Annotated in this window: 21 protein-coding genes; 10 read left to right on the top strand and 11 right to left on the bottom strand. The window is 69.3% G+C overall.

Annotated elements, in window-relative coordinates:
- Nucleotides 1–75: 75 nt before the first annotated feature.
- Complete coding sequence (locus ABD269_RS03840; protein WP_344116013.1) at nucleotides 76–1,047, bottom strand: hydroxyacid dehydrogenase; 972 nt, start codon at nucleotides 1,045–1,047, stop codon at nucleotides 76–78.
- Nucleotides 1,048–1,159: 112 nt separating this feature from the next.
- On the opposite strand from ABD269_RS03840, the gene ABD269_RS03835 reads away from it, so the two are divergent.
- Nucleotides 1,160–1,699, top strand: coding sequence for a GNAT family N-acetyltransferase (locus ABD269_RS03835; RefSeq protein ID WP_344116011.1), 540 nt, complete (start codon nucleotides 1,160–1,162; stop codon nucleotides 1,697–1,699).
- 108 nt (nucleotides 1,700–1,807) lie between these two features.
- On the opposite strand, the gene ABD269_RS03830 is transcribed toward ABD269_RS03835, so the two are convergent.
- The 6 genes from ABD269_RS03830 to ABD269_RS03805 form a co-directional block, all read right to left on the bottom strand.
- A complete protein-coding gene (locus tag ABD269_RS03830) occupies nucleotides 1,808–3,271 on the bottom strand; it encodes a type VI secretion protein (RefSeq protein ID WP_344116009.1) in 1,464 nt (487 codons plus the stop codon).
- 3 nt (nucleotides 3,272–3,274) lie between these two features.
- Nucleotides 3,275–4,696, bottom strand: coding sequence for an ATP-binding protein (locus tag ABD269_RS03825; RefSeq protein ID WP_301893376.1), 1,422 nt, complete (start codon nucleotides 4,694–4,696; stop codon nucleotides 3,275–3,277).
- 10 nt (nucleotides 4,697–4,706) lie between these two features.
- On the bottom strand, nucleotides 4,707–6,260 hold the full coding sequence (locus tag ABD269_RS03820) for an SCO6880 family protein (protein WP_344116046.1): 1,554 nt from the start codon (nucleotides 6,258–6,260) through the stop codon (nucleotides 4,707–4,709).
- A 2-nt stretch (nucleotides 6,261–6,262) separates the two neighbouring features.
- A complete protein-coding gene (locus ABD269_RS03815; protein WP_344116006.1) occupies nucleotides 6,263–7,621 on the bottom strand; it encodes a hypothetical protein in 1,359 nt (452 codons plus the stop codon).
- Nucleotides 7,611–8,477: a DUF8175 domain-containg protein gene (locus ABD269_RS03810; protein ID WP_344116004.1), complete on the bottom strand. Its 867-nt coding sequence runs from the start codon at nucleotides 8,475–8,477 to the stop codon at nucleotides 7,611–7,613. The genes ABD269_RS03815 and ABD269_RS03810 overlap by 11 nt, the downstream gene beginning before the upstream one ends.
- A gap of 287 nt (nucleotides 8,478–8,764) precedes the next feature.
- Entirely contained in the window at nucleotides 8,765–9,076 is a 312-nt protein-coding gene (locus ABD269_RS03805; RefSeq protein WP_116213239.1) for a hypothetical protein, read from the bottom strand.
- A gap of 405 nt (nucleotides 9,077–9,481) precedes the next feature.
- Here ABD269_RS03805 and ABD269_RS03800 point away from each other — a divergent pair, with 405 nt between their 5' ends.
- Nucleotides 9,482–10,738, top strand: a complete 1,257-nt coding sequence (locus tag ABD269_RS03800) for a serine/threonine-protein kinase (protein ID WP_344116001.1) — start codon at nucleotides 9,482–9,484, stop codon at nucleotides 10,736–10,738.
- Nucleotides 10,739–10,954: 216 nt separating this feature from the next.
- Here the strand turns inward: ABD269_RS03800 and ABD269_RS03795 are convergent, their stop codons facing one another.
- A complete protein-coding gene (locus tag ABD269_RS03795; RefSeq protein ID WP_361525583.1) occupies nucleotides 10,955–11,158 on the bottom strand; it encodes a DUF397 domain-containing protein in 204 nt (67 codons plus the stop codon).
- A 138-nt stretch (nucleotides 11,159–11,296) separates the two neighbouring features.
- Between ABD269_RS03795 and ABD269_RS03790 the strand changes: the two genes are divergently transcribed.
- From ABD269_RS03790 to ABD269_RS03775, 4 genes are read left to right on the top strand one after another with little or no spacing between them, the layout of a single operon-like run.
- Nucleotides 11,297–11,680: an SseB family protein gene (locus ABD269_RS03790; protein WP_344115999.1), complete on the top strand. Its 384-nt coding sequence runs from the start codon at nucleotides 11,297–11,299 to the stop codon at nucleotides 11,678–11,680.
- Complete coding sequence (locus ABD269_RS03785) at nucleotides 11,677–12,213, top strand: hypothetical protein (RefSeq protein ID WP_301893369.1); 537 nt, start codon at nucleotides 11,677–11,679, stop codon at nucleotides 12,211–12,213. Before ABD269_RS03790 ends, ABD269_RS03785 begins: the two co-directional genes overlap by 4 nt.
- Nucleotides 12,213–16,961 (top strand): putative T7SS-secreted protein, encoded by a 4,749-nt coding sequence (locus tag ABD269_RS03780; protein WP_344115996.1) that lies wholly within the window; start codon nucleotides 12,213–12,215, stop codon nucleotides 16,959–16,961. Before ABD269_RS03785 ends, ABD269_RS03780 begins: the two co-directional genes overlap by 1 nt.
- Before the next feature lie 6 nt (nucleotides 16,962–16,967).
- Nucleotides 16,968–17,282 (top strand): hypothetical protein, encoded by a 315-nt coding sequence (locus ABD269_RS03775; protein WP_344115994.1) that lies wholly within the window; start codon nucleotides 16,968–16,970, stop codon nucleotides 17,280–17,282.
- A gap of 61 nt (nucleotides 17,283–17,343) precedes the next feature.
- Here ABD269_RS03775 and ABD269_RS03770 read toward each other — a convergent pair whose 3' ends face one another.
- Together ABD269_RS03770 and ABD269_RS03765 are read right to left on the bottom strand one after the other, a co-directional pair.
- A complete protein-coding gene (locus ABD269_RS03770; RefSeq protein ID WP_344115992.1) occupies nucleotides 17,344–17,553 on the bottom strand; it encodes a DUF397 domain-containing protein in 210 nt (69 codons plus the stop codon).
- Entirely contained in the window at nucleotides 17,550–18,362 is an 813-nt protein-coding gene (locus ABD269_RS03765) for a helix-turn-helix domain-containing protein (protein WP_344115990.1), read from the bottom strand. Before ABD269_RS03765 ends, ABD269_RS03770 begins: the two co-directional genes overlap by 4 nt.
- Nucleotides 18,363–18,551: 189 nt before the next feature.
- Between ABD269_RS03765 and ABD269_RS03760 the strand changes: the two genes are divergently transcribed.
- From ABD269_RS03760 to ABD269_RS03750, 3 genes are all read left to right on the top strand, one after another.
- Complete coding sequence (locus tag ABD269_RS03760; protein ID WP_344115989.1) at nucleotides 18,552–19,424, top strand: NmrA family NAD(P)-binding protein; 873 nt, start codon at nucleotides 18,552–18,554, stop codon at nucleotides 19,422–19,424.
- A 105-nt stretch (nucleotides 19,425–19,529) separates the two neighbouring features.
- Nucleotides 19,530–19,859: a GatB/YqeY domain-containing protein gene (locus ABD269_RS03755; RefSeq protein ID WP_344116043.1), complete on the top strand. Its 330-nt coding sequence runs from the start codon at nucleotides 19,530–19,532 to the stop codon at nucleotides 19,857–19,859.
- Between the two features lie 135 nt (nucleotides 19,860–19,994).
- Complete coding sequence (locus tag ABD269_RS03750; protein ID WP_301893362.1) at nucleotides 19,995–20,372, top strand: hypothetical protein; 378 nt, start codon at nucleotides 19,995–19,997, stop codon at nucleotides 20,370–20,372.
- A 45-nt stretch (nucleotides 20,373–20,417) separates the two neighbouring features.
- Here ABD269_RS03750 and ABD269_RS03745 read toward each other — a convergent pair whose 3' ends face one another.
- On the bottom strand, nucleotides 20,418–20,783 hold the full coding sequence (locus tag ABD269_RS03745) for a hypothetical protein (RefSeq protein ID WP_301893361.1): 366 nt from the start codon (nucleotides 20,781–20,783) through the stop codon (nucleotides 20,418–20,420).
- A 316-nt stretch (nucleotides 20,784–21,099) separates the two neighbouring features.
- Between ABD269_RS03745 and ABD269_RS03740 the strand changes: the two genes are divergently transcribed.
- On the top strand, nucleotides 21,100–22,065 hold the full coding sequence (locus ABD269_RS03740) for a hypothetical protein (RefSeq protein WP_344115987.1): 966 nt from the start codon (nucleotides 21,100–21,102) through the stop codon (nucleotides 22,063–22,065).
- Nucleotides 22,066–22,078: the final 13 nt, after the last annotated feature.

Below are 22,078 nucleotides of genomic sequence, written 5' to 3'. Positions count from 1 at the left end.
ACAAATTTTGAGAAATGCCCTGATGGGAACTCCGGTTCCTGCCAGGGCATTTCTGCGTTTACGGCCGGTTTTTGGTCATGCGAGCCGTTCCAACTGGTCGCGGCTCACCCGCCCCACCAGTGGGGCACCGCGCACCAGCCGTGCGACCTCGTCCACGGCATACACCCCGAGCCGGCGGGCCTCGCTGCCCTGCGCGCCCGCGATATGCGGAGTGACCAGGACGTTCCGCAGCCGCAGCAAGGGGTGCCCGGCAGGCAGGGGTTCGGGGTCGGTGACGTCGAGGAAGGCGTCCAGGCGGCCCGAGGAGCACTCCCGGGTGAGGGCCTCCGTGTCGATGAGCGAGCCGCGCGCGGTATTGACGACCGTGCCGCCGTCGGGGATCAGAGCGAGATGTTCCGCGTCCAACAGATGGTGCGTCTCGGGCAATTGCGGGGCGTGCACGCTGACGATGCCGGCCTCTCGGCAGAGTTCCGCGAGACCGACGACCTCCGCACCGAGGCTCGTCGCCTCGGCGGCGGAGACATAAGGGTCGTGCAGGAGAAGCCGATACCCGACGCAGGAAGCCCGCAGCCGGGCCATGACCCTGCGCCCTATGCGGGAGGCGCCGATGATTCCGATGGTGCGGCCGTCGGAGCCTTGGCGGTCACGGAAGGCGGGCCATCCGGACTCATAGGCCGCCGCGGTCGAGAGGGCCCTTTTCGTGGCGAAGGTGATCGCGGCGAGGCTGTAGTCGACGACCGGGCCGGCATTGGCCCCGGCGGCCGAGGAGACGGCTATGTCACGTTCCCAGACCCCCGGGGTCACCAACTCCTTTATCGATCCCGCGGCATGGATGACGGCCCGCAATCGCGGCGCGTTTTCCAGCACGTCCTCCGTCAGGGTGGGGCACCCCCAGCCGGTGATCAGTATGTCGGCGCCCTCAAGTGCCGTACGGGCCTGTGGAGTGGTGAGCGGACCGACCAGTGTGCCGAGGACCGGAGCGGCCAACTCCGCGAGCCTGGCCCGTAGATCCGGGGGGAGGACCGCCGCGGCTTCGTCCGCCCCCATGGCTATGACTACGACCAACCCCCGTATACCGTTCACGCGCTGACCCATGCCCCTGAGGCAAACCGGGAAAACTGATTTGCCCTGGCCATGGGCACAGGTTGACCATCAGTGGATGGAGCACCTCATCAGAACCGTACGCCCGGACGAGTGGGAGAAGGTCAAGGAGCTGCGGCTGACCGCGCTCTCCGATCCGGCCGCGCCGATCGCCTTTCTCAGTACCTATGACGAGGCTGTCGTGCAGCCCGACGAGTTCTGGCAGGAGCGGGCGCGTTCGTCGACGTCCTTCATTGCCGAGGGGCCGGACGGCGAATGGGCGGGGAATGTGACCGTCCTGGTGGAACTGCCCGGTGTGGACGGGTCCTTCGGCGCCCCGGCGACTGTGCCGCAGACGCATCTGGTGGGGGTCTTCATGCGCCCCGAGCACCGGGGGACGGGGCTGACGGAGGCTCTCTTCCGGGCGGCGCTCGACTGGTCGTGGGAGCGGTCCGAGCCTTGTGTGTCGCGTGTGCGTCTGTATGTGCATGAGCGGAATGATCGGGCGGCGGGGCTTTATCGGAAGCTCGGGTTCGAGCGGACGGGGGTGACCGTGCCGATGGAGGGTGACCCGTCTTCGCTGGAGTACGAGATGGCTGTGGCCCGGCCTGCGCTTTGATGCCTGCGGCGGGCTTGTTCCCCACCCCGCCCCTTCCCGAACCGGGGCTCCGCCCCAGACCCCGAAGCACGCTCCGCGCACTGTCCTCAAGCGCCGGACGGGCTGGTGCTAGCGCCGCAGTGACGCGTGCGGCCAGCGGGCGCGGGCCTGTTCTTCCGAGCGCATGAAGGCGTACGTCGGCAAGCCCAACGACGGGCCCTCCGCCAGGAGATCCGGCAAGGAAGGCAGCGGCGCCACCGCCGCGACGTCGTCGAGGACGAGTGTCAGTGGTGGGTCGAGCCGACCGGCAGATGACCGTCCGGCCATGCCCCGGCCGAGCTCGACCACGCTTGCGGCGAGTGCGGTCAGCAGGGGCATCGCACCCGGGCGGGTGCGGGGATCCTCAATCGCCTCACCCACCACGTAGAGGGTTCCCCCTTCTGCGATGAATGATTCCCACGCGAGCGCATCGGATCGATTGGGATTGCACGCGTCCCGAATATGGATGGACGAAAGGGAGTTGAGCGCCCGACTCGTCAATTCTTGGGCCAAATCCTTGCGTTCCGGGTGGCCGGTCAGCGCGGACTCCAGTTCGCCGGCCGCGCCGCCCGCCGCCTTGGGGTGCGTGCGGAGGATCCGTACGGGTTCGTGCGCCGCCGTTCCCTGGGCCCAGCGGTGCACTTGGCGGAACGGGCGGCCGTCCACGGCGGCCGCATGCAGCCAGCAGCGCAGTAGGGTCTCCGCGGTGTCGGCCGTCGCCGAGTCCAGGGCGCTCCGCGGGCGCACGGGAGCGAGCAGCGCCGCGGCGCGCGCTGCGGCCGTGTCACGGAGTTCGCAGCCGGCGGTGGGGGACCAGCGCAGGCGGCTCGGGGTGTCGAGGAGGTGGCCCGGGTCGAAGACGTGGACCGGGCCGAGCTTCGCGCGGGAGTCCTTGGTGTCGGCCCACAGGCCCGGGGCGCTGGTGGTGACCAGGACGGGCCCGGCGGCCTCCAGGACCGCGCGCGCCGCGGCACCGCGCCGGTCGGAGCCGTAGACGACGCGGGGCGGCGGGGCGTCGTCGGCCGGGGCGGGGGCGTCCGTGGGCGCCACGGTGGGCTGTTGCCGCTCCACGGGCTGCGGGGGCACCGGGACAGACGCCGGGGCCGGGGAAGCCGCCTGAGGGCGCTCTGGCGCCTCTGCCGGGGCCTCTGTGACCGCTGCCGTCTCCGCGGTCGCCTCCGCCCGCCGTCGCGCCCGTACGGTCCGCCAGCGGGTCCAGGTGCCGACGATGAAGATCCACAGGACGATGAGCGTCAGCAGCTCGCCGATGAGGATGCCCCAGAAGAGCCCGTATCCCGAGAGCGCGTCCGGTGGGGCGTCCGGCCAGGCGGCCGCGAGGTCGTGCGGCTGGGTGGCCAGGTGGCGCAGGGCCACGGGCGTGCCGTCCAGGCTTACACCGTCCGGCCAGGAGCCGTGGGCGGCCAGGCCCGCGAGGCCGGTCGTCGCCCACACCAGCAGCGTCAGGCTCAGCAATAACGCGATGGCGCCGACCAACAGGGCGTCCGGAATGCCGCGTTCGGGTCTGCGGCTCCCGTTGGGGCCGGTGCTCGCCATCGGTCAGGCCACCGTCGACTCGGAGGAGCCGTACGCCTCGTCGGCCAGCTGCGCCTCGATCGCTGCGGCCGCGCGTTCGGCGGCCGCCGCCTCCGCCGCGAGTTCGCGGGCGAGGTAGTCGTCGCCGTTCTCGGTCATCGCACGGTCGGTGTAGACCAGGGGCCGCTCGACGTCGGTGATGAGGTGCTTGACCACTTGGACGTTGCCGTTGACGTCCCAGACGGCGATGCCGGGCGTGAGCGTGGGGATGATCTCGACGGCCCACCTCGGCAGGCCGAGGACCCTGCCGGTGGCGCGCGCCTCGTCGGCCTTCTGCGCGTAGATGGTGCGGGTGGAGGCCATCTTCAGGATCGCTGCCGCCTCCCGGGCGGCCGCGCCGTCGACCACGTCCGACAGGTGGTGCACCACCGCCACGAACGACAGGCCGAGCCGCCGGCCGAACTTCAGCAGGCGCTGGAACAGCTGGGCGACGAAAGGCGAGTTGATGATGTGCCAGGCCTCTTCCACCAGGAAGATGCGCTTCTTGCGGTCCGGGCGGATCCAGGTGTGTTCGAGCCACACGCCCACGATGGCCATCAGGATGGGCATGGCGATCGAGTTGCGGTCGATGTGCGAGAGATCGAAGACGATCAGCGGCGCGTCGAGATCGATGCCGGCCGTCGTCGGTCCGTCGAACATGCCCCGCAGGTCGCCGTCGACCAGCCGGTCCAGCACGAGGGCGACGTCGAGGCCCCACGCGCGTACGTCGTCTATGTCGACATTCATCGACTCCGCGGACTCGGCTTCCGGGTGGCGCAGTTGCTCGACGATGTCGGTCAGCACGGGTTGACGGTCGAGGATCGTCTCGTTGACGTAGGAGTGCGCCACCTTGAGCGCGAAACCGGACCGCTCGTCCAGGCCGCGGCCCAGGGCCACCTCGATGATGGTGCGCAGCAGCGCGAGCTGTCCGGTCGTGGCGATGGAGGGGTCCAGCGGGTTGAGCCGGATGCCGCCGTTGAGGGCGGCCGCCGGGTCGAGCCGGATGGGGGTTATCCCCAGCTGCTGGGCGATGAGGTTCCACTCGCCGACGCCGTCCTCGCCCTGTGCGTCGAGAACGACGACCTGGCGGTCACGGAAGCGCAGTTGACGCAGGACGTACGTCTTCTCCAGCGCCGACTTGCCGTTGCCGGACTCGCCGAGCACCAGCCAGTGCGGGGCCGGCAGCTGCTGTCCGTACAGCTGGAACGGGTCGTAGATGTAGCCCTTGCCGGAGTAGACCTCGCGGCCGATGACGACGCCCGAGTCGCCGAGGCCCGGGGCGGCAGTGGGGAGGTAGACGGCCTGGGCCTGCCCGGTGGAGGTGCGGACGGGCAGCCGGGTGGTTTCCACCTTCCCGAACAGGAAGCTGGTGAATGCCTCGGTCAGTACGGCCAGTGGTTCGAGCACGGCATTGCCCCTATCGTCGGATGCCGGTTGCGAACGGCAGCGTGTTGACGAAGGCTCTGTGGTGCTCGCGGTCGCACCACTCCAGCTTGAGGTAGCTCTTGCCGGCCGACGCTCTTATCGTGCGCTTGTCGCGCGCGAGTGCCTCCGGTGAACGCGACGACACGGTGATGTACCCGACGAGGTTGACGCCCGCCGCGCCGCTGGCGAGGTCCTCGCCGCGCTGGTCGACGCGGGAGTGGTGGGCGACGTCGCGCGGGTCGACGACCCGGTTCATCTTCGCGGCGCGCGAGGCGTCCGCGTCGTCGTTCGTCTTCTCCGTCAGCATCCGCTCGATGGCGACGTCCGTCGGCTCCAGGTCCATGCAGACGGCGACCGTCCGGATGACGTCCGGGGTGTGGACGAGCAGCGGCGCGAGGAAGTTGACGCCCACCGGTGTCATGGGCCATTCCTTCACCCAGGCGGTGGAGTGACACCAGGGTGCGCGTGTTGACGACTCGCGCGTCTTCGCCTGGAGGTACGTCGCCTCCATGGCGTCCAGTTCGGCGGGCCACGCGTTGCGCTGCGTCATCGCCTGGATGTGGTCGATGGGGTGGTCCGGGTCGTACATCGAGTGCACGAGCGACGCCAGCCGCCCCTGCCCGAGCGGCTGGCGCACCCGGATGTCGGCCTCGGCTAGGCGGGCGCAGATGTCCGTGAGCTCGCGGGCCATGACGACGGCCAGGCCGCCGTCCCGGTCCAGCCGCCGCGTGCCGCTCTCGTGGCGGGAGGCGCGGGCGATGGTCTGTGCCTCGGCGGCCAGTTCGCGGGTGTAGTGCATGCAGGCGACGAGGTAGGCGCGGTGCTGCTCGGAGGAGGTCGACACCATCGACTGCAGCTGGTCGTAGGAGTCCTTCAGCCACTTGGGGGACTTCTCGTCGCCCCGGCGCTCGACGTCCTTGGCGTGCGCGTCGGGGTCGGCGGGCAGCGTACGGGCCAGCATCTGGATGCGGGTCACATAGCCGTCGCCGTTGGCGACGTGCTTGAGCAGCGTGCCGAACCGGTCGACCAGCGCCTCCTGGTCCTCCGAGTCGCGCAGCCCGACGCCCGGCCCCTCGATCTCGATCGCGGCGGTGACCGTACGGCGGTCGGCGTGCAGCAGCACGGCGATCTCGTCCGGTCCGAACGGCGCCGCCAGCCAGCTGATCCGCCCGATCCCCGGCGGCGGTCCGACCTCGACCTCGCGCCCGTCCAGGCGCGTACCGGCCTCGGAGGCGGAGGAGCGGTAGGTGGCGCCGCGGCGCAGCGTGCGCTTGTACGTGCGGTTGATCTCGAACCACTTGTAGAACGTGCGCTGCTTGTACGGGACGTACACGGCCGACAGCGCGAGCACCGGGAAGCCGGTGAGGGTGAGGATCCGCAGCGGGAGGACGGGCACCAGGAGGCCGCACATCATGCCGAGGAAGGCGCCGGCGATGATCAGGGCGATCTCGCCGGTCTCCCGGTTCTTGCCGACGACCGCGTTGGGACGTGCGCGGCCGATCAGATACGTACGGCGGGCCGCGATCGGCTGGGACTGTGCCTGGATCGTCAACTCCGCTCACCTCCTGGAGCATTGCTGCGGTTCTGTGCGCGAGGCGCCGGTACGGAGGGGGCGCTTCCGCCGCCGGTGTTCCCGCCTTCCGGGCGGGCGGGGGCACGGGTGCTGTGGGCGGCGACGCCGCCGGAGACGGAGTTGCCGGGGCGGGGCTGGGCGGCGTTGTTGCCGCCGGCCGCGCCGTTGCCGCGGGCGCTGTGGGTGGTGATGCCCTGCTTGACCAGGGCGGCGGGCGAGGAGATCACGGCGGCCGCCTGCCGGGACGCCGCGTCCTTGCTGGCGCTGCGGGTGTGGACGATCTCGTCGCCGAAGCCGGGGACGAAGCGATAGATCATCGCGCTGGCGAAGATGGCGAGGATGATGATGGCGAGCCCCGACACGACCGCCGAGAAGGAGTTCGGGCCCTTTCCGGAGGACAGGGCTCCGGCGAGCCCCAGCACCACGACGATGATCGGTTTCACCAGGATCACCGCGAGCATGATGCCCGCCCAGCGGCGTACGTGGCCCCACATGTTCTTGTCGACCAGCCCCGCGTATACGGCCGTGCCGAGGAGGGCGCCGACGTAGAGCAGAGCGGCCCGGATCACCAGCTCCAGCCACAGCACGCCCGCGGCGAGCACGGAGACCAGGGACACCACGATCAGCATGATCGGCCCGCCGCCGATGTGGTCGCGTTTCTGGAGTGCGTCGGCGAAGGCGCCGAAGAAGGTGTCGTTGTTCGAACCACTGCCGGTGGAGATGACGGCGGTGACGGCGTCGGTGGCCGATACGAGTGTGTAGAGGATCAACGGGGTGAACGCGGAGGCGAGCACCGTCAGCCACAGGAACCCCACGGCCTCCGTGAACGCCTCCGAGAACGGCACCCCGCGCACCGCCCGCTTGGCGACGGCCAGCAGCCAGAGGACCAGCGTGAGGATGCTGGACGCCGCGAAGACGACGGCGTACTGCTGGAGGAAGGTGGCGTTGGTGAAGTCGACGTTGCCGGTGGAGTGCACGGCCTCGGAGAGCTTCTTGACGATCCAGGAGGCGGCGTCGGCACAGCCTTTGGAGAGCGAGTCGAGGGGGTCGAGGGAGGATTGGGGGTCGGGGGTGGTGGGGGTGGATCCGTTCTTCTTGCCGCCCTGGCAGTAGTCCTTCGCCAGCCCCGAGATCAGGTCGCACGGGTCCTTGCCCTGGCTGGCGCCCGGGGACGGCAAGGTCGAGGGGGCGGTCGACGGTGGGGTGGACGGGTTCGGGGCCGAGGGAGATGGCGGGACCGCCGCTGCTCTCGAAGCGAGCGTGAACAGGGCCACTTGGGCAGACACCACGAGCGCCGTGACGGAGAAGCCGCGAAGGCGACGGCTACCTGGCATAAGTGAACCCTCCGTACCCGTTGACCGCGTTCGTGATCTCCTCGGCTCCTGCGGCGGGTACGTCACCACTGACGGGAGCTGGTCCCTGCTTCTGCTCGGAGGACGTGATCTTCCAGTCGTTGCCCACCCAGCGGAGCTTCTGGGTCATGGTGAACCACGTCTGGGTGACCGGCTTGGTCGATCCCTGGCCGGCGAGGCCCACCAGGCCCGTGCACCAGACCGCGACCGTCGCCTCGCTGTCGTTGTACGCGGTGGCCTTCGCACCGACGGGCACGGTGCGGGACACGAAGGTCAGGCCCTTCGGTGCCGATCCGTCGGGGTTCAGGCCGACGTTCTTGAAGAAGTCGGCGCTGTACGCCTTGTCCAGGTCTCTCTGGAGGGCGGGCGCGGCGTCGGGCGTATGGATGCCGTCCACGATCGCGTGACGGGTGTCCGTCTTGAACATTCCGTCCCCGCCGAGCGCAACCGCATAGTTCGACGCCGCCGACTGCGCCCCCTGCTCCGTATGCGCGAAGCCCGACGCGATCCCCGTCGCGCCGTCCTTGCCGGACACGGGTTTCTCGCCGGTAGGGGCAGTCGCCTGCGCACTCGCGCCGCCCGTCGAGTCCGACTCGTCCGACGAGGACCCGCCGCCTCTGTTCGCGAAGGCGATCGCGGCGATCAGCAGGACGACGACGCCGACGACGGTGATCAGGTTCCGGCCGGACAGGCCGCTGCCGCCGCCACGGCCGCGCCGGTTCGGCCCGTACGCGTCGCCCTCGCCCTCCGGCAGGCGGGTGCGCGTCAGGTGGCGGTCGGAGCCGGCCGGTTCGCCGTAGTCCTGGCCGTTGCCGTAGCCGTCGTCACCGAGACTCATCGCGCGCACGTCCCCTCATACGTCTTCGCCGCTGTGGCACCCGCATATGACGGTAGCGGCGCGAAGCGATTCTGGGGGGAGGAGTACGAGGGGGTGTGAGGGGGCATCAGGTGGCAGCCTCGGTGCGGGGGGACTCGGGGACGAGAGGGTCTGCGCGGGGGTGATGCGCGGCGGGACTCATGGGATCGGTGGGGTGGTTGGGGCGGCCGGGGCTGACGTTGGAAAAGTTGTCGGACGGTGGGCGGAGTTCGTCAAGAGAGCCGCACGGGACGGCCGGATCGCATGGGTCAGATGGCCATGCCGTAGACAATCGTGAAGAGCGTGCCGAGCGAGCCGATGATGAATACACCGGTGAGCCCGGCCACGATCAGTCCCTTGCCCTGCTCGGCGCTGAAAGTGTCCCGCAGGGCCGTCGCCCCGATGCGCTGTTTCGCCGCGCCCCAGATCGCGATGGCGAGGCAGAGCAGGATGGCCGCGGCCATCACGACCTCGACCAGAACGCGCGCCTCATTGCCCAGGCTGCCGAACGGCCCCCATTTCGGGGCAATTCCGCCAATGATGGTGTTGATGTCACCCTTGTCGCCGGCCGCCAAAAACATTTGTAACTCACCGCCCCTTATGGGTAGTTGTCAACCCCTCCGCCGCCTGGCAAAGGTCAGGACCTATCTTCGCCGACGATGCCCCTCCGGCATGTCGACTTGGCGCCATTTTTTGCCGGAACCCGTACGCGATTCACCAATGCGGGTCCAACCCGCGACGCGAGGCGCTGTCAGTGGGGAGCTCTATGGTGACTCTATGTATCACGGGCATGGACGGCGAGCAATGATCGGCGAGGTGGGGGGCCATGCGGACGTTCGGGCGGCAGGGTGTTCGGTCGGTACGCTGGGGCCTGCGCCGCCCGGTTGACCACCGGGCCTCGTGGCTGTGGGGCCTGATCGTCGCGTGCGTCGTCCTCACCGCCCGGGTCCGGCGCTTCGGGGGCATCGAGAACAAGGGTGGTACGGGTGCTGGTAGCCGATCGGTACCGGCTGGGAGAGCTGCTCGGCCGCGGCGGAATGGGCGAAGTCTGGGAAGCCCGGGACGAAGTGCTCGGCCGTCAGGTCGCGGTCAAGCTCCTGCTGGGCGACGAGGCGGACGAGTCGGCCGCGTCGCGGTTCCGGCTGGAGGCGCAGACAGCGGCCCGCCTGAATCACCCCCAAGTGGTCGCGGTGTACGACTTCGGCGCCTGGGACGGGCGTTTCTATCTGGTGATGGAGCTGGTCCGGGGCCCGAGCCTGGCCCAGGAGCTGGCCGCGCGCGGCACCCTGGATCCCGCCCACGTCGCCCGCATCGCCGCCCAGGCCGCCTCCGGGCTCGCGGCCGCGCACCGGCAGGGAGTGGTCCACCGGGACGTCAAGCCCGGCAATCTCATGCTCGACGCCGATGGCACGCTGAAGATCGGCGACTTCGGGATCGCCCGGTTCGTGGACGAGGCCTCCACCGCGCTGACCAGGGTCGGTCAGATCGTCGGCACCAGCACCTACCTCGCCCCGGAGCGCGCGCTGGGCCGCATGGCCGGGCCCGCCTCCGACGTCTACGCGCTGGGCTGCGTTGTCTACCAGCTCCTCGCGGGCCAACCGCCCTTCTGGGCGGACAGCCCCACTGCTCTGCTCTATCTCCATGTCGACGCGGCACCCGTGCCGCCACGGCAGCACCGGGCCGATCTGCCGCCCGCCTTCGAGTCCTGTCTGCTGCGCATGCTGGCCAAGCGGCCGGAGGAGCGGCCGTCGGCGGAGGAAGTCGCGGAGTGGTTCGGGGGGACGGCGTGGCAGGGCGGCGCGCGTCCGGCTGCGCCTGCGCCTGTGGCTGCGCCTCTCGTTGCGCCGGGGGGTGTTGGGGGTGCTGCCGGGCCTACGCCTGTGCCGATGCCGGCTGCTGCGCCGCCTGTGCGGCCGCCGGTGCCTGCGCCCGCGCACCGGCCTGCCTCCGTGACCGCGCCGGTTTCCGCTCCGGTGTCCGCGCCCGGGCGGCGTGGGCGTAAGGGCGTACGGAAGTCGAAGACGTTGGGCATCGTGGTCGCCGGGGCTGTGGCGTTCGCGGTGGCCGCGGCGATCGGGGCTTGGGCGTTCGGGTCCGGTGGGGGTGGGGGAGCGGGGCCGTCGGGGCCGGCGGTTCAGCAAGTCGTTCCGGCGGAGGTTTCTGCTTCGCCGTCGGGTGAGGTCGGTAAGGGCGGGCACGGGAAGAAGAAGGGGAAGGGCGGGCGGGGCGAGGCCGACGACTGATCGGTCGCTGCGCGGCTTTTTCCCCTACCCCGCCCCTTCCCGAAACCGGGGCCCATGCCCCGGACCCCCGGCTGCGAGCCGGTTCGCCGCCTGCGGCGGGAACGCCCTTCGGGCGTGTCCTCAAACGCCGGACGGGCTGGATTCGCGGACCGTGGTTCTAGACCTGCGGGCGCGTCCCCAGCCGCATCCAAAGTCGTCCGGCAAGGCGTCCGCGCTCTACTCCACACCCTCCACGAAATGGTCGAACTCGCCCGCCTTGACGCCCAGGACGAACGCGTCCCACTTCGCGTCCGTGGTCACCACGACCTCGTCCGGCCGGTGGTTCTCGCGGATGTAGACATTGCCGTCGTCACCGAACGCGACTTCCAGGTATTCCGTTTCGTCGCCTTCGGTCGCCGGAATCCAGTTGAGCTCTGCCACGATGCCCCCTCAAGGGATATACGGCCGAATGTCGTCGCTCACGATAGAGGACCGCCCGGCACCCCACCTGACCCTCCGTTCGATTCATGTCGCCCGCTGTATACGCTGCCTCGGGGGCAGGGAAAGGGCGGGGAGACGGTGTCGTTGAGGGATGAGGTCGCCGCGGTCCACGCGGTGCGGGGGCGGCCGGCCGCGCTGGTCGGGGAGTTCCGGCGGACGGCCGTGCTAGTGCCGATGGATGGTCAGGGCGGGCTGTGGACCGCGGAGTTCGGTGGCGTGCAGTGGATCCATGCCTTCACGGACGAGACCGCGCTGGCCCGGTTCGCCGCGGCGCGTGGTGAGGCGGCGCGCGACTGGGAGTACCGGTCCGTGCTCGGCGCTCGGCTGCTGGACGTCGTCGTGCCCGCCGTCGGTGAACCGACCGGCGTCGCACTGGACGTGGGCGGCGAGCGGCCCATGATGTTCCCGCCGGTGGCGGGCATCGTCCCCGAGCACGCCGCCGTCGACGGGGCAACGCGATGAGCGATGGCATACACGCCCCCAAGGACGCCCTCGACAACATCACCAAGGGCCTCAACGGCGCCATAGAGGAGCTGAAGAAGTCCGGCGGCTCTCCCGGCGAGGCGGCCACCGGCCGTGGCTTCGGCGAGCTCGCCCTCTCCGGCATGGAGACTGGCCACCAGGGCCTGACGGACTCCTTCAAGTCGTTCTGCCACCGCTGGGAGTGGGGCGTACGGGCGCTGGTGCACGACGGCAGCCAGTTCGCCGAGCGCGTGGGCCTGGCCGCCGGTTACTACCACGAGGGCGACGCGTACATCTCGAACACCTTCAAGGTGACCACCAACGCCCTCATGGGCAACCCGCACATGACCGAGGAGCAGGCGGAGCAGCAGTCCTGGGGGAAGACGTTCTCGGACAACCCCTTCAACCAGATCGCGCACGCCGACTACAGCGCCGACTCCTTCAAGCAGGCCGGTCACCACGCGGACGCGGCTCTGGCACGGACCATCGCCGACATCAAAGGTGAGGCGCCGCCGACCGGAGAGCGTCACTGATGGCCATCTGGGACAACATCGGCGACAAGATCGACCATGCCGTCGACGCGGGGAAGAGGGGGCTCGGCGAGGCCGTCGAATGGGGTGGTCACAAGGTCGCCGACGTCGCCGACGACCTCGGGTTCCACGGTGCGGCCAAGTCCGTCGACGACTGGTCCGACAGGACCGCTTCCGGTCTGGGAGCGGAGGTCGGCGAGAAGCAGCTCGACGAGACCGACGACCCCAAAGAGCTCGTCCACGGAGACGCGAAACGCATCGAGGCCACCGCGGGCCACCTGCGGAGCTTCCGTACCGCCTTCAACACCGCGCACGCCGGCATGCAGAAGATCGACCCCTCGCAGTGGAAGGGTGAGGGATCGGACAACTTCGCGCAGAAGTTTGCCGAGCACGCGCCGAAATGGGCTCACGCGGCCGATTCCTGTCAGGATGCGGCGACCGCCCTGTCCGCGTACGCGCACACCGTCACCTGGGCGCAGGCTCAGGCCAAGGAGGCCGTACGCCTCTACAAGCAGGGCAAGGAGGCCGCCAAGGCGGCCAGGGACGCCTACAGCAAGGCGGCCGACGCGTACAACGCGAAGGTGAAGGCGGGCCAGGACCCCGGTGCGCCGCCACCCCCGTGCACCGACCCCGGCATCGCCGACCGCGAGGAGGCGCAGCGCGTCCTGACCGAGGCCCGGAAGCAGCGCAACACCGCCGCCGCGGCCGCGCAGGGGCACATCGACAAGGCGGTCGAACTCGCGCCGAAGCTCCCCAAGTTCTCCGATCGCGTCGCCGGTGACGCGAAGGACCTCTTCGAAGGCGGCCAGGTCGAGGCGATGCACCTCCTGGGCGGCGCGGTCCGGTCGGTGACCGATATGGCGCGGTTCGCCCGTACGCTCAACCCGCTCGACCCGTACAACATCACCCACCCCGCGGCGTACCTCGACGGCGTCGTCCAGACCGATGCCGGAATCGTCTCGCTCGCCGCTCACCCCGGCCGCATCCCCTCCACACTCCTGGGTGACGGCTGGGGCTCGGACCCCTCCGAGGCCATGGGCCGGCTCGCGGGCAACATCACGATGGGCATCGCCACAGGCGGCGGCAGCACCGCGGCCAACGCGGGTGAGCGGATGGCGATCGGAGCGGCGCGCCGCGGGGCGACGGACGCCGCCGAGGCGGGGGCGGAACAAGGCGTCAAGAGCGGGGCCGCGCGCGAGGCGGTGGAGGCCAATCCCAAGCAGGGCGGCATCGGGGAGGGGCAGAAGTGCGTCGGCGGCGACCCCATCGACCTGGCCACCGGCCGCATGTTCCTGCCCCAGACCGACGTCTCCCTGCCCGCCGCCGGGCTGCCCCTGCTGTTCGAACGGCGGGCGGAGTCCGGCTACCGCGCGGGCCGTTGGCTGGGCCCCTCCTGGTCGAGCACCGTCGACGAGCGCCTGGAGATCGACTCCGCGGGCGTGGTGTACGTGGGCGCCGACGGCATGCTGCTGAGCTATCCGCATCCCGCCCCGGGCGTCCCGACCCTCCCCGCCGAGGGCCCTCGCTGGCCCTTGGCCAACGCCGACGGCGGCTACCTGATCACCGACCCGGTGTCCGGCCGTACCCGCCACTTCGCCCCGTACGGCGAGGATCTCGCCCTGCTCCAGCAGGTCTCCGACCGGGGAGGCCACTGGATCACCCTTGAGTACGACGTCGACGGCACGCCTCGCGCGCTCGTCCACGACGGCGGCTACCGCGTCCGCATCACCACCGACTCGGGCCGCATCACCGCGCTCCATCTGGTGACCGAGGGCGTCGAGACGGAGCTGATCCGGTACGGCTACACCGACGGAAACCTGACGGACGTCATCAACTCCTCAGGCCTGCCGCTGAGGTTCGACTACGACGAGCGCGGGCGGATCACGGCGTGGACCGACCGCAACGCCAGCCGGTACGTGTACGCGTACGACGACCGGGACCGCTGCGTCTTCCAGACCGGCACCGACGGCCATATGCGCTTCTCCCTGGAGTACGGGGAGCCCGACCCCGACACGGGCCTGCGCGTCACGGCGATGACCGACTCCCTGGGGCACACGGCCCACTACGTCGTCGAGGACGCCACGTCGCACGTCGTCGCCGAGATCGACCCGACCGGCGCCGCCACGCGCTCGCGCCGCGACCGCCACAACCGGCTGCTCTCCCGCACGGATGCCCTCGACCGGACGACCGAGTTCCGCTACGACGAGGCGGGGCGGCTCCTCTCGGTGACCCGCCCCGACGGCCGCGTGGCGACGGCGTCGTACGACCCGGCGGGCCACCCGGTGACCGTGACGGACGTGGACGGGACCGTCCGCCACCAGACCTTCGACGCCGCCGGCCGCCGGACCTCCGCCACGGATCCTGCGGGGGCGGTCACCCGCTTCACGTACGACTCTTATGGCCATCTGTCGACGGTCACCGACGCGCTGGGCTCCACCACACGCGTCACCTGCGACGCGGCGGGGCTGCCCGTCGAGGTGACGGATCCGCTCGGCGGGGTGACCACGTACTGCCGCGATGCCTTCGGCCGCGTGACGACCGTCATCGATCCGCTCGGCGCGACGACCCGGCTGTCATGGACGGTCGAGGGACGGCTCGCCCGGCGCGTCGCGGCGGACGGGGCCGAGGAGACGTGGACGTACGACGGCGAGGGCAACTGCGTCACGCACACGGACGCCCTCGGCGGAGTCACCCGCTCCGAATACACCCACTTCGACCGCTTGACGGCGCGGACGGGTCCCGACGGGGTGCGCTACGAGTTCACCCACGACTCGCATCTCCAGCTGACGGCCGTCACCAATCCGCAAGGTCTGACCTGGAGTTACGAGTTCGACCCGGCGGGACGGCTCGCGTCGGAGACGGACTTCGACGGCCGGACGCTTCGGTATGCGCATGACGCGGCGGGTCAGCTCGTGTCGCGTACGGATCCGCTGGGGCAGACGGTCGCGTACGAGCGCGACGTGCTGGGGCGGGTGGTGCGGAAGGACGCGGACGGTGCGGTGACCACGTACGCCCACGACGCTGCGGGCCGCCTTCTGGAAGCGGCGGGTCCGGACGCGACGCTCGTGTACGGCCGGGACCGGCTCGGGCGGGTCAAGTCCGAGACCTGCGACGGCCGTACGCTGACCTTCGCCTACGACGAACTGGGCCGCCGCGCGCGCCGGGTCACGCCGATGGGTGCGGTCAGCACCTGGGCGTACGACGCGGCGGGACGGCGTACGTCCATGACCGCGTCCGGCCACTCGTTCACGATGGAACACGACGCGGCAGGCCGCGAGATCGCCCGCCACTTCGGCGATGCGCTGACCCTGACCCATGACTGGGACCCGGTGGGTCGCCTGAGCTCCCAGTCGCTGCCGGGCGTTCTGTCCCGTACGTACACCTACCGCCGCGACGGGGCCGTCACCTCGATCGACGACCGCACGTACTCGCTCGACGCGGTGGGCCAGGTGACGGGGGTGGACGCTCCGGGGTGGAGCGAGCGCTACGCCTACGACGAGGCGGGCAACCAGACCTCTGCCGACTGGCCCGGCCCTGGGCAGGAGGCGGTGGGCTCGCGCGCGTATGTGGGTACGCGCATCACCCGCGCGGGTGGCGTCCGTTACGAACATGACGAACTCGGCCGCGTCGTCGTTCGGCGCAAGACCCGTCTCTCGCGAAAGCCGGATACGTGGCGGTACGAGTGGGACGCGGAGGACCGCCTGACGGCGGTCGTCACTCCGGACGGCGCGCGGTGGCGCTATCTGTACGACCCGCTGGGCCGCCGCATCGCGAAGCGACGCCTCGGCGCGGCGGGCGCGATTCTCGAAGAGGTCCGCTTCACGTGGGACGGCGCGACGCTGGTCGAACAGACCACGATCTCTTCCGAGTTCCCCAACCCGGTCACGTTGACGTGGGACCACGACGGCCTCCATCCGATCGCCCAGACGGAACGAATATCGGCGGCCGACGCGTCCCAACGGGCAATCGACACCCGCTTCTTCGCCATCGTCACCGACCTGATCGGCACCCCGACGGAACTCGTCGACGAGTCGGGAGAGGTGACGTGGCGCGCCCGCTCAACTCTCTGGGGCACGACGTCCTGGGCCACGGCGAGCACGGCCTACACGCCTCTCCGCTTCCCGGGCCAATACTTCGACCCCGAAACGGGCCTCCACTACAATTTCCACCGCCATTACGACCCGGAATCGGCGCGCTATCTGTCACCGGACCCTCTGGGGTTGGCCCCGGCGCCGAATCCGGCTACGTATGTCCATAACCCGGTCACTTGGGCGGACCCGCTGGGGCTGGCGCCGTGCAAAAAGTCGCTGTTCGGTCGCTTGAAAGGCATGTTCGGCAGGCAAGCCGAAAGTTCAGACTTGCCGGGACCTGCCGCTTCTCAACCGCTCATGCTCGGACCTGCAGGGCCAGGCATCGGCGACGTCGCAGAGCTTCACGGCCCCTTCCATAGACTTGGTTCGCCAACTCAGACAAGTGACGTCACAGAACAAGTAATTGAATCAGGGCAATTGTGGGGGCGGGAATCGCGATGGGGAGGAAACCCCATGGCCCAGGCCCATCGTGGCCCGATTCCCGACAATGCCCCGCCTGGAAGTTTTGAGTTCTACACATCCGTAACGCCGAAGCCGGCCAGAAACACGCCGCCAGGCTACGCCGCCTGGGAGCTGGGGAGCGAGCCAGGTGTCATCAGCATCCACCATAACGGTGATGATTTCGGTGCGATCCCCGCTTACGTAACAGAGGTAAGATAGGTAATCATGAAGCGGATCACTGTACCTGATTTCCATGGGAAGCCTCAGAAATATGTGGCTCAATTGGATATCGCCACAGAGCAAGCTGAAGCCCAGTGGGGCACCCATGAACTGTCAGAAGACGATCTCGGGCCGTGGCTCACTTTTGCGTTTATTCTGAGCAGCGGGACACTGGCAGCGCTGGTCCGCGAAGTGGACAACGCGCCCAGCCCCGGCTACATCTTGACGGCGATCGGCGATCGGGATCCAGGTGAGACGCTGGCCGAATTCCTCGCGGAGTCGGGGATCAGCGCGGAGCGCGTGCTGCATCAAGGGTTCTAGCAGCTACGGAAGCGAACGCGTCAATCGGTCGTTCACCGTCTCGACAGACTTAGGTCGGTCCTCACGGTGCGCCGAGGCCCGTGCTCTTGACGCCGGTGAGGAATGACGTCCACGCTGCTGGTGTGACGAGGAGTGCAGGACCGTCGGGGTTCTTGCTGTCTCGTATGGGTATGGCGTTCGGTATGTTGTCGGCGATCTCCACGCAGTTGCCACCATTGGTGCTGTAGCTGCTCTTCTGCCACGTCGCGGCGAGGTCGCTTGCTCGAATCATTGGCCTAGCTCCTTCAAGTGCGAACTGATCAGGTCTGCCGACTCTTTGGGGGACAGGGCTACTGCCCGGAGGAGGCCGTAGGCGTGGACTGCTTCGTTCACTTCGCCTGTGTCCGCCGTGGTCCGTCCCTGAGAGAAGCCGTCTACGAAGAGCACGTCCGAGCCTTCGTCGAAGCTCAGAATCGTGAACGGACCGGCCAGGCCGGCATGGGTGGGTATGGTGCGAGGGATCACCTGAATCACGGTGCGCGGTTCCTGTCCTGCCGCCAGCAAGCGCGCGAGCTGTTCTCGCATGACCTCTTTTCCGCCGATGGCGCGGAGCAGCACGTGCTCGTCCAGCACGAACCAGCACCGGGTGCCACTTTCGAGAAGGCCCTGCCGTGACATGCGGGCGGCCACGAGGTCGTCCAAGTTGTCGGGCCGTACGGCTTCGAGCATGGCGCGCGCGTAGTTCTCAGTCTGCAGCAAGCCCGGAATGATCTGGGCTTGGAACTCGTGAACGGTCGTCGCTTCCTGCTCCAACTCGACGTACCGAACGAACCACTTCGGGTACGCGTACCGCATGACCAGCGGGTACAGCCGCCCGAAGTGCCCGTCTGTGCCGAACGCCGCGTCAAGGCTCGTCGCCAGTTCCTTCGACGGCACCCGCTTCGCGTTCTCCACGTAGCTGATCATCGCTTGCGTCGAGAGCGCTTCCTTGGCGGTCTTCTCCTGTGACCACCCCGCCTTCGTGCGCATCCGAAGCGCCTCGGAGCCGAAGAAGGCCAGCATGCTCGCGGTCGGGTCCGGCCGGTCGGACTCAACGGTCATGGGCGGGGCCCCTTCCTGGTGTGGCCACGTATGTACGTCAACTCTGGTGCCCCTACACCCGAGTTGCCCACCCGGTAAGGATGGAACACACGAAGGGTCGAACGAGCGACGGCCTCCTTGACGGGAATTCGCCGGTGATGGGAGCTGTTGGAGCCGGGGTCGGTCTTGATCTCGCTTTCAGGAGGGGCCATGACCATTCTGGTCGCCACGCCGAACGGCACCGTGGGGCGCCACCTGACCGAAGCGCTGCGGGATCGGGGCGACGTGCGCTTCTTCGTTCGCTCCGAGGGTGGGGCCAAGGCGCTCGGCAAGGTGCGCGGAGAGGTCATCCGCGGGGACGCCACCGTCGCTGCCGACGTCCGGCGTGCGGTCGTCGGTGTGAGTCGGGTCTTTCTCGCGCATCCCTTCAGCGAAGACCAAGTTGATGCCGAGACGAACCTCGGTGTTGCCGCCGTCGAAGCTGGCGCGCGCCGGATCGTCAAACTCGGCGCTCGGCGATTCACTGGCAACGGGATCGTCCCGGATACCGTCACCGGCGCCCACGACGCGATCGTCGAGCGACTGCGAAGTGCCGGCGTTCCGGAGCTGACCGTTCTGCAGCCCGACCGTTTCCTGCAGAATTTCCTCTCGGCCGCGGGCTCGATCGCCGAGGGCACACTGGCCGACCCGGCCGGAACGAGCGCTCGGGGTTATGTGGACGTGCGGGACATCGCGGCGGTCGCGGTCGCCGAGCTGCTGGCGGCGCGTCCCGTCGGTGGTGAGATCGAGATCAGCGGTCCGCAGGCGCTGACGCTGCCGGAGCTCTGCGACCGATTCGGGGCCGCTCTCGGCAGGACGGTGCGGTACGTCGATGTTCCGCTCGACGGCGCCTGGCGGGCCGCGCTCGTGGATCGCGGAATCGCGTCGTACGTCATCGACGGTTTGCACGGGCTGTACTCGAACTATCGCCGCGAGGGCGTGGCCGGTCTCGGGGACGGCGTCGAGCGTGTGCTGGGCCGTCCGCCGCGCCCGGTCTGGGACTTCGCGGTCGAACTTCTGGTGCCGGCCCTCTCATGCGTCTAGCGCTCCCATCCCACCTTGGATATCGCGTTGTGGGTCCAGGACCACCGCCGTAACGTCAGCGGTATGTCTCTGCGTCTTCGTATGCGTCAAGCGCTGCCGGAAGCGATGCGCGCCCGTGACAAGGCCGCGGTGAGTGCCCTGCGCGCGACGCTTGCCGCGCTGGACAACGCCGAGGCGGTGCCCGTTGATGAAGCCGATCTTCGCGGCTCGGCCCTTGAGCATTCGCCTGTCGGTGTCGGCGTGGCCGAAGTGGCGCGGCGTGAGCTGAGCGAGCAGAGTGTCGTGGATGTCGTACGCGCTGAGGCCGCCGAGCGGCTGGAGGTTGCGGCGCAGTTGACTGCGCCCGCGCACGCCGACCGGGCCGCGCGGCTCCGCGCGGAGGCCGCCGTGCTGCTTCGTTTCCTCGACGGTCCCGAAACCGCACTGGAGTACTAGGCCGTCCGGCTGAATATGGGCCGCGAGTGTTTGACCTTCTGTGGGTTGTCGGGACCGCGGGGGAGAAGCGCAGCACGATACGTCTGGGAGTAAAAGGTCGACCAGGCAGGGAGCGTCGTGAAAAGACTCGGGCAGGTGGTGACCTTCGCGGGGGCGTGCGGTCTGGTGCTGATCGGCGCCGGGAGCGCGCGGGCGCAGACCAATCCGGACGGATCCTTGCTGTCCACCGTGGCGGGAGCCGATCTCGGCACCCTCACCGAGACGGTGTCGGGCGTGGTCTGCAACAACCGTCTGGCCGATTTCCATTACAAATCGCCGGTGAGCGAGTCGCCGCATCCGTGCATCAACGGTCCGGTCCAGAGCGGGAACAGCGAGAACAGCAACAATTTCCTCAACCGAGGAAACCCGGTCGACAGCGGCAACATCGAGACCGCCGCGGGCTCCACGAACAGCCTCAACTCGGCAACGGGTTCGGAGCGCAACAGCAGGAACGACACCTCGCTGATTCCCTAGGCCGTCCCCTCGGGCCCCGGTCTCTCCGGGGCCCGAGGCGTCGGCTCACAGGTGCAGGTCGCCGCCCGGGCCGATGTGCTGCTGGTGGTTGGAGCTGCCCGATGCGGCACCCGTACCGCTGGACCCGGAGTTGACGGATCCGCTGTTGTTCGTCGGGCTGCCGCTGTTGCTGGGATTTCCGTTCAGCCGGACATTCTGCGAGCCCTTGGTGTTGCCGCTGTTCACCGGACCGTTGATGCACGTACGGGCCCGGCCCTCGCAGACGAATCCGGCATAGAAGCGGATGTGCGTGTCGCCGTCGGCGCCGAACGGCCCGTCGCCCCAGGCCATGGCGGGCGACGCCCCGCCCCCGACCAGAAGCAGGCCGGAAAGGCCTGTGACCGCCATCTTGATGCGACTGGTTCTCTTCACTCTGTGGTCCTGACCCTCGCGGTTGGCAAATCCCACAGTCTCCCTACCGGGAGTGCCCGTCTCGACCAAGCCTCAGGAACGCGCGGCCTTCCGCGTTCACCCTCCCCGACCACCGTATTCACCGTGACGGCCCTCAAACCCCACTCCCGTTACCCATTCGGGTGATGTGGGTCAAGTGGCCGCGTCCAGGCCGAAATTGTGCTTTACGGTGACGTCAGATGGGTTGCCTCGTCCAGACGCGAGGCGACCCCTGGTGGTGCTTGCGACACCGATCCAGGGGTCTACACCCGGTAGCACCTAAGGAATAAGTACCGGAATGCTCCGGCATGCTATCGCGCCTGTGTGCTCCTTCACGCAGGTTGCCAACGAGATCATTCGCAGCCCGAAGCTGTCTTCGGACGCCGTACGGCTGCTCATCTGGCAGCTGTCCCTGCCGCCCGGCGTCGACCTGCCGTTGTGGCAAGTCGCCCAGCGGGCCGGGATCAAGACCACCGGGTTCATCCGTGCGAAGCGCGAGCTGGCCGCCGCCGGCTACTACCACGAGTGGCGCGAGCAGGGGCGGGGCGGGCGGTGGGCCACCGAGCAACTCGTCTCCGGGGTGCCGCTCACCGCCGAGGAGGCCGACGCCGTGCGGGCGGGACAGCCGGGTGCGCAGATCCCGGCCGTCGGTGAGCCGGGGAGTCCGTCCGTCGGCCGTTACCAATACCAAGACACGGTGGAGAACACTCACCAACCTCCCCACCCCGTCCCGCCTGAGCCGGAACCGGGGCCAACGCCTGAGCCGGATCCGACGCCAGAGCCGGACCCGGTCCCCGTACCCCCGCCGAAGCCTCAAGCCGACCCGCCCGACCGGTCGGCGTTCGTGCCCGCGCCCTTCGTCACGCAAGGCACCCACGCCCTGACGTCCGTCTCCCGTATCGAGCGGCGGCTGCGGCTGACCGCCATGGACATCGCCCGCCTCGCGCCGCTCGCGGGGGAGTGGTTCCAGCGGGGCGTGTGCCTGGCGGAGTTCCGGGAGGCGATGATCGGCGGGCTGCCCGATCATGTGCACTCCGCCGCCGGGATCATCCGGAATCGATTGCTCCGCAAGATGCCGGACGCTCCTACGTTCGCGGAACAACGCGCCGCCGAACAGCGCTTCGCGCCACCACCACCCGTACAGCCAAACGCCCCCGCACCACCCGCTCATGACACGTCGGGCGCCGTGGCGGCCGCCCGTCGTGGCGCGGCTGCCGTACGAGCCGCGCTGCGTGGCGGGGGGCCCGAGATGGCTCCGGCTTAGTGCTTGCGGCTCG

This window comes from Streptomyces blastmyceticus, assembly GCF_039521185.1.
GTDB lineage: Bacteria > Actinomycetota > Actinomycetes > Streptomycetales > Streptomycetaceae > Streptomyces > Streptomyces blastmyceticus.
The sequence above is the reverse complement of the archived record's forward strand: the minus strand, read 5'-3'. Positions and strand labels throughout refer to the sequence as shown.

Coding starts and splice junctions, on each gene's coding strand:
- ABD269_RS03830 (WP_344116009.1), bottom strand. CDS start 3,271: ATGGCGAGCACCGGCCCCAACGGGAGCCGCAGACCCGAACGCGGCATT.
- ABD269_RS03785 (WP_301893369.1), top strand. CDS start 11,677: ATGAGCGATGGCATACACGCCCCCAAGGACGCCCTCGACAACATCACC.
- ABD269_RS03770 (WP_344115992.1), bottom strand. CDS start 17,553: ATGATTCGAGCAAGCGACCTCGCCGCGACGTGGCAGAAGAGCAGCTAC.
- ABD269_RS03765 (WP_344115990.1), bottom strand. CDS start 18,362: ATGACCGTTGAGTCCGACCGGCCGGACCCGACCGCGAGCATGCTGGCC.
- ABD269_RS03840 (WP_344116013.1), bottom strand. CDS start 1,047: ATGGGGGCGGACGAAGCCGCGGCGGTCCTCCCCCCGGATCTACGGGCC.
- ABD269_RS03805 (WP_116213239.1), bottom strand. CDS start 9,076: ATGTTTTTGGCGGCCGGCGACAAGGGTGACATCAACACCATCATTGGC.
- ABD269_RS03760 (WP_344115989.1), top strand. CDS start 18,552: ATGACCATTCTGGTCGCCACGCCGAACGGCACCGTGGGGCGCCACCTG.
- ABD269_RS03835 (WP_344116011.1), top strand. CDS start 1,160: ATGGAGCACCTCATCAGAACCGTACGCCCGGACGAGTGGGAGAAGGTC.
- ABD269_RS03755 (WP_344116043.1), top strand. CDS start 19,530: ATGCGCGCCCGTGACAAGGCCGCGGTGAGTGCCCTGCGCGCGACGCTT.
- ABD269_RS03775 (WP_344115994.1), top strand. CDS start 16,968: ATGAAGCGGATCACTGTACCTGATTTCCATGGGAAGCCTCAGAAATAT.
- ABD269_RS03740 (WP_344115987.1), top strand. CDS start 21,100: ATGCTCCGGCATGCTATCGCGCCTGTGTGCTCCTTCACGCAGGTTGCC.
- ABD269_RS03810 (WP_344116004.1), bottom strand. CDS start 8,477: ATGAGTCTCGGTGACGACGGCTACGGCAACGGCCAGGACTACGGCGAA.
- ABD269_RS03815 (WP_344116006.1), bottom strand. CDS start 7,621: ATGCCAGGTAGCCGTCGCCTTCGCGGCTTCTCCGTCACGGCGCTCGTG.
- ABD269_RS03780 (WP_344115996.1), top strand. CDS start 12,213: ATGGCCATCTGGGACAACATCGGCGACAAGATCGACCATGCCGTCGAC.